This window comes from Microcystis sp. M20BS1 (assembly GCF_020245305.1).
Lineage (GTDB): Bacteria > Cyanobacteriota > Cyanobacteriia > Cyanobacteriales > Microcystaceae > Microcystis > Microcystis ichthyoblabe_A.
Map to the genome: position 1 here is coordinate 1 of NZ_JADBUZ010000054.1, position 5,523 is coordinate 5,523.

Consider the following 5,523-nt stretch of genomic DNA (forward strand, 5'->3'; position numbering starts at 1 on the left):
GAGGTAGTCAGTTACCTAATTTTCAGGGAAAAAGTACCTGAATTTTACCCCCGATCCCTCCAATGGTCGGCACTTTTTGAGGGAAAAAAAGTCTAAAAGCCTTATCCAACAAGGTTTTTAGATTTATTCAGCAAGCCCTAACTAATTAGAAAGAAAAAGAATATCCAAAAAGTTCTATCTACAACTTTTGCAAGAGGGATCAAGGAGAAAATCAAGGATTTACAATCTCGGTTTCAGAACAGTCCACTGGGTTACGGGGGCCATGGCTTTCCAACCTAAAAACTTGCCGACCGGTTCGGCTTTTTCAATGCCAATTCGCAGCAGTTCCCCTCCTAATTTACTATGCCATTGCAAGAGAACTAATTCGCTTTCAATTGTAACAGTATTGGCAATAAGACGACCCCCGGGGCGCAGGGCTAACCAACAGGTTTCCAATAGGTGGGGTGTGGTGATACCGCCACCAATAAAAATAGCGTCCGGTTGCGGTAAATCTTCCAGGGCGCTCGGTGCGATTCCGGCGACGATTTGCAGGTGAGGCGTTCCCAGGGCGGCGGCATTATCGGCAATGTATTGTAATCTGGTGGGATGATGTTCGATCGCAATAGCCTGGCAACGGCGATCGCTACGCAGCCACTCAATGGCAATGGAACCACAACCCGCCCCCACATCCCAGAGCAATTGTCCGGGTAAGGGAGCCAATCTGCTCAGAGTGATAGCACGAACTTCTCTTTTTGTCAACTGTCCGTCATGATGGTAAGCAGAATCCGGCAGTCCAGGAAGGCGCGGCGCCTGGGTAGGAGGATTAGAGGAGATGCAGCTAATGGCGATGACATTTAGATCCGCCAGATCTGTAAACTCCCAATCGTTGGCGATGCCTTGAATGTGGCGTTCTCGGGTTCCCCCTAGATGTTCTAAAACCGTGATGGAACTCTCGCCAAAACCTCCCTCCCGGAGCAGCCGAGCAGCGATCGCCGGAGTCTGGGCATCGGCGCTTAGTACCAGCAGTTTAGCGCCGGGATAAAGCACCCCATTCAACCAAGCCAGGGGCCGACCGCACAAACTCAAAGTTTCCACTTCACTCAGGGACCAACCCAAACGACTACAGGCAAGACTAAAGCTAGAAGGAGAGGGAATAATCGTCATTTCCTCCAGGGGAATCTGGCGGGTGAGGGTGACACCAATTCCGTAGCACATGGGATCACCACTGGCCAAAACACAGACAGATTGACCACGACGGCGGATAATCTCGTTAATGGAGTCTTGAATGGGAGAAGTCCAGAGCAGTTTTTGCCGTTGATCCTCTGGGGGTAACATTGCCAGATGACGTTCACCACCGACAATAACTGATGCTAAAGAAAGCAGACTTCGCCCCACCGAACTTAAACCTTCTAAGCCATCTTCACCAATTCCTATGATCGATAGCCATTTCGACTTACAATTGCGATCCGCCATATTAAAAAAAATCGCTACTATTTCATTATCTGCCATCAGGCTCTATCCTTCAAACAAGATATAATCGCGTTAGTGCTAAGTTAATTTATCTGAAAAATTATGACCACCACCGCCGATGACGTTTGGAAATTATTAGCCGAATTAGTAGAAGCTCAAAAAGAGACAGAAAGATGCTTTCAAGAAACCGAGCGACGCTTTCAAGAAACGGAGCGGATTCTCAAAGAACAATCTTTAGAAACCGAGCGGATTCTCAAAGAACAATCTTTAAAAACCGATCGCCAAATTACTAGACTCAGTAAAGAAATTGGTAATCTTGGAGGTAAATGGGGACGTTTTGTCGAAAATATGGTAGCCCCAGCTTGTGAGACTTTATTTTTAAATCGTGATATTCCCGTACATCAAGTTAGTCAAAGAGTCAGAAAACGTCTCGACGGTAAAACCCTAGAAATTGATGTGTTAGTAACTAATGAAAATCATGTGCTAGTAGTGGAAGTTAAAAGTAGTTTAAGTGTAGATGATGTCAAAGAATTAATCAATAATCTAACAGAATTTAGGCAATTTTTTCCCGAATATAACCACAAACAATTATATGGGGCAGTAGCAGGCATTGAAATCGAAGAGGGAGCGGATAAATATGCTTATCGTCAAGGTTTATTTGTCTTAGCACAAAGGGGGGAAAATGTAGCGATTCTTAACGATACTGATTTTCAACCAAAAACGTGGTATGATCCTTAAACTTGTCTTTGGGAAAGTCCAGTGCAATTCTGGTACTGTGCCGCAGCTGTAATCAAGTAAAAAGTAAAAAGAGTACATCTTCCCTTTTTCCTTGCGAGTCAGAATACCAATTACAAGCTTTTGATCGGTAGTATAGACAACTAATTTTCTAACTACTTCTCTGCGTCGCATGGAGAACAAACAACGGTGAATTGGTTAGTTGAAGCAAATGCTTGTCCCGGTTTATTTTATGGCACTGCTGCCCAGGATGGATTTTTAATTCGTCTCCGCACCCCCGGTGGATGGCTCAATTCTCCACAGGGAAAAGCGATCGCCACTTGGCTCGAACAATGGCAGACGACAATACAAGTTACCAATCGGGCAAATCTGCAAATTCGCGGACTGCAAAAATCCCCCAGTTTAGAAGAATTTCAAACCCTGCAAAAATTAGGGTTAGCTGCCCATAACCCCAGTATCGATCATCTGCGTAATATCATGTCCAGTCCCACGGCTGGAATTGACTGCCAAGAATTGATCGATACTCGTCCATTAGTCCAAGAATTAGATAATTTTATCCAAAATTATCCATCAATTGCCCAACTAAGTCCTAAATTTAGTATCGGGATCGATGGCGGTGGTGCAGTGGGAATTGGCACTGGTTCAACTATGGCTTGGCAACACCGCTATAATGAGATTCAGCTATCGGCAATTACCGTCAAAAATCCGACAAATTTAACTTCTCTTGTTTGCTTTCGATTAGCACTTGGAGGAGATAAACAATTATATGACACGGACTTATTAATTGAGCCAGAAAACTGTTTAGCTGTGGTCAAAGCTCTAGTAAAGGTTTATGTCAATTATGTTCAACAAACCCCCAATATCAAGGGGAAAAAACCTCGGATGAAACACCTAATCAAAGATTGGGGATTGACAAAATATCTCGAACAAGTTAACTCCCGATTACATCGGACTTCTACCGGCATAATACAAGGGCAAGAATACCAGCAGGCTGCCCATTCTACTCAACCCTATTTTCATCTAGGAATTCATCCTCAAAAGCAACCCAGATTGTCTTATGTTGGCCTATCATTAAGATTAGGACAATTGACGGCTAATCAACTATGGGGATTAGCGGCACTATCAGAAACTTTTGGCAGTGGTCAGTTACGATTAACCCCTTGGCAGACTGTTATATTACCCGATATTCCCGATGAAAAAGTGTCAGAATTGTTGCCAAAACTGGCATCACTAGGATTATCCGCTTCTCCCGGATGGGATGCGGGGATAGTTGCCTGTAGCGGTAAACCGGGTTGTGCGGCAGCGGCCACTGCAACTCAAATTCATGCTTCTCTCCTGGCAGATTATTTGCAGGAACACTTAACCTGCAATTCTCCTGTTAATATTCACTTGACGGGTTGTGCTAAATCCTGCGCTCAACCGGGTCCTGCGGAAATTACCCTTTTAGGAACTACCATCGAGGAAAATGGCCAAATACTAGAAGCTTATCAAGTCTATGTGGGTGATAGTCAAAAGTTCTTAGAAACACCCATATTTGAGGGAGAATTTACCAAGATTCCCCCGCTCATAGCCCAAATTTTAAGCTCCCAAAAATCAAAAAATTTAGATGAATAGAATGGAATACATTAAGAATGGTGAGGAAATTTACCGCAAATCTTTTGCTATTATTCGGGCTGAAACTAACTGGAAAAATCTCCCCGATGATTTAGCCCCTGTGGCAGTTCGTCTAATTCATTCCTGCGGGATGACAGACATAACAGAAGATTTAGAAGCATCACCAGACGCGGTTAAAATCGGACGAAATGCTCTCGCTGGGGGTGCAGCAATTCTCTGTGATTCTCAAATGGTCGCTAATGGCATTACCAAAGCCCGTTTACCTAAAAATAATCCGATTATTTGTACCCTCAATTATCCAGAAGTGACCGAGTTAGCACGACAAATTAATAATACCCGCTCCGCTGCCGCTTTAGAACTTTGGCAACCTCATTTAGCTGGAGCAGTGGTAGCCATTGGTAATGCACCAACCGCACTTTTTCACCTACTAGAATTGCTCGATCAAAATGTAGCTAAACCGGCTTTGATTTTAGGCTTTCCCGTGGGATTTGTAGGAGCGGCAGAGTCGAAAACAGAATTAGCAACTAATAGTCGTGGCGTGCCATTTATTACCCTACACGGACGTAGAGGCGGCAGCGCAATCGCAGCAGCAGCAGTCAATGCTTTAGCAAAAGAGAACGAATTATGAATAAATTAGGCAAACTTTATGGATTAGGAATCGGTCCCGGTGATCCCGAATTGTTGACGCTAAAAGCACACCGGATTCTCACAACTGTTCCGGTAATTGCTTATCCTACCTTAGAAAGTGGCAAAGTTTTGGCACGAGCAATTGTGTCGGATTTTATCCGTCCCGAGCAGATAGAAATTCCCATGCCTTTACCTTTTAGTGCCGAGCGCAGTTCTCAACCTCATTATGATATTGCCGCCGAAAATATCGCCGAACATTTAAACTTAGGTCGAGATGTGGCGGTGCTATGTGTGGGCGATCCGATGTTGTATGGCACGTTTATGTATATCTTTAATCGCTTGTGCAATCGCTTTTCCATTGAAGTCGTGCCGGGTATTTCTTCAGTGATGGCAAGTGCAGCAATGCTGGGTGTACCTATCACTTATCGAAATGACGTATTTAGTATCATGCCCGCTACTTTAGAGGCGGAAATATTGCGGGATCGCCTAGCATTTATCGATGCAGCAGCGATTATTAAATTAGGCAGACATTTCGCTAAAGTTCGTGATATTCTCGAGGAATTAGGATTATTAGAACGCGCCCTCTACATCGAACGAGCAACCTTACCCAATCAGCAAATTATTCCGATTACCGAAATCGATCCAGAGGCTGTCACCTACTGGTCATTAATTCTGATTCCTAGTAAAACTAAACTCCAATAATTCTATAGACATAGTTAAATCTTCTATCCCCTACCTGACAAAACCTATCGGGTTTAGATGATAGGAAGAATTTCATGAAGATTTTGCTAAAATTGTCGATGCCTATATTGGGAATGATCGAGTATATGTATTTATTGACGATTTAGATCGCTGTAAACATCCAAAATCAGCAGAGTTGATGCAAGCGATTAACTTGATGATTGCTGATGATCCGTCAGTGGTGTTGATTTTCTGACAGGGGGACAAGCGAGCTAAAAAATTTGCCAACAAAGGCTTCTGGCTTCTCTCGCTAGAAATAGATCGAGCGATTCTAGGCAAAAAGCTAACGAAAGAATTAGGGATAGGAGCGAGCTTACTAGGAATCATTATTAATAAGTGAGAGATGGTGCGGCGAAC

Annotated in this window: 5 protein-coding genes, 1 pseudogene and 1 riboswitch; of the genes and pseudogenes, 5 read left to right on the plus strand and 1 reads right to left on the minus strand. The window is 43.7% G+C overall.

What is annotated here, in order from left to right:
• Window positions 1-219: 219 nt before the first annotated feature.
• Window positions 220-1,488, minus strand: coding sequence for a precorrin-6y C5,15-methyltransferase (decarboxylating) subunit CbiE (gene cbiE, locus IM507_RS05515; RefSeq protein WP_123230974.1), 1,269 nt, complete (start codon window positions 1,486-1,488; stop codon window positions 220-222).
• A 63-nt stretch (window positions 1,489-1,551) separates the two neighbouring features.
• Between cbiE and IM507_RS05520 the strand changes: the two genes are divergently transcribed.
• The 5 genes and pseudogenes from IM507_RS05520 to IM507_RS05540 all read left to right on the plus strand — a co-directional run.
• Window positions 1,552-2,187 carry a DUF3782 domain-containing protein gene (locus IM507_RS05520; protein ID WP_287636752.1) on the plus strand — a complete coding sequence of 212 codons (636 nt, stop codon included), beginning with the start codon at window positions 1,552-1,554 and terminating at the stop codon, window positions 2,185-2,187.
• A riboswitch (cobalamin riboswitch) is annotated at window positions 2,158-2,316 on the plus strand. Its footprint overlaps the gene before it by 30 nt.
• A 57-nt stretch (window positions 2,317-2,373) precedes the next feature.
• Window positions 2,374-3,798 (plus strand): precorrin-3B synthase, encoded by a 1,425-nt coding sequence (gene cobG / locus IM507_RS05525; protein ID WP_069475591.1) that lies wholly within the window; start codon window positions 2,374-2,376, stop codon window positions 3,796-3,798.
• A 1-nt stretch (window position 3,799) separates the two neighbouring features.
• Window positions 3,800-4,426 carry a precorrin-8X methylmutase gene (locus IM507_RS05530; RefSeq protein WP_016515704.1) on the plus strand — a complete coding sequence of 209 codons (627 nt, stop codon included), beginning with the start codon at window positions 3,800-3,802 and terminating at the stop codon, window positions 4,424-4,426.
• The gene (gene cobI, locus IM507_RS05535) at window positions 4,423-5,127 is read left to right on the plus strand and encodes a precorrin-2 C(20)-methyltransferase (RefSeq protein ID WP_123230977.1); all 705 of its coding nucleotides are present in this window, start codon (window positions 4,423-4,425) and stop codon (window positions 5,125-5,127) included. Before IM507_RS05530 ends, cobI begins: the two co-directional genes overlap by 4 nt.
• A 64-nt stretch (window positions 5,128-5,191) precedes the next feature.
• Window positions 5,192-5,356, plus strand: a pseudogene (locus IM507_RS05540) (P-loop NTPase fold protein); the annotation flags it as partial.
• Window positions 5,357-5,523 lie beyond the last annotated feature (167 nt).

Coding starts and splice junctions, on each gene's coding strand:
- cbiE (WP_123230974.1), bottom strand. CDS start 1,488: ATGGCAGATAATGAAATAGTAGCGATTTTTTTTAATATGGCGGATCGC.
- IM507_RS05520 (WP_287636752.1), top strand. CDS start 1,552: ATGACCACCACCGCCGATGACGTTTGGAAATTATTAGCCGAATTAGTA.
- IM507_RS05530 (WP_016515704.1), top strand. CDS start 3,800: ATGGAATACATTAAGAATGGTGAGGAAATTTACCGCAAATCTTTTGCT.
- cobI (WP_123230977.1), top strand. CDS start 4,423: ATGAATAAATTAGGCAAACTTTATGGATTAGGAATCGGTCCCGGTGAT.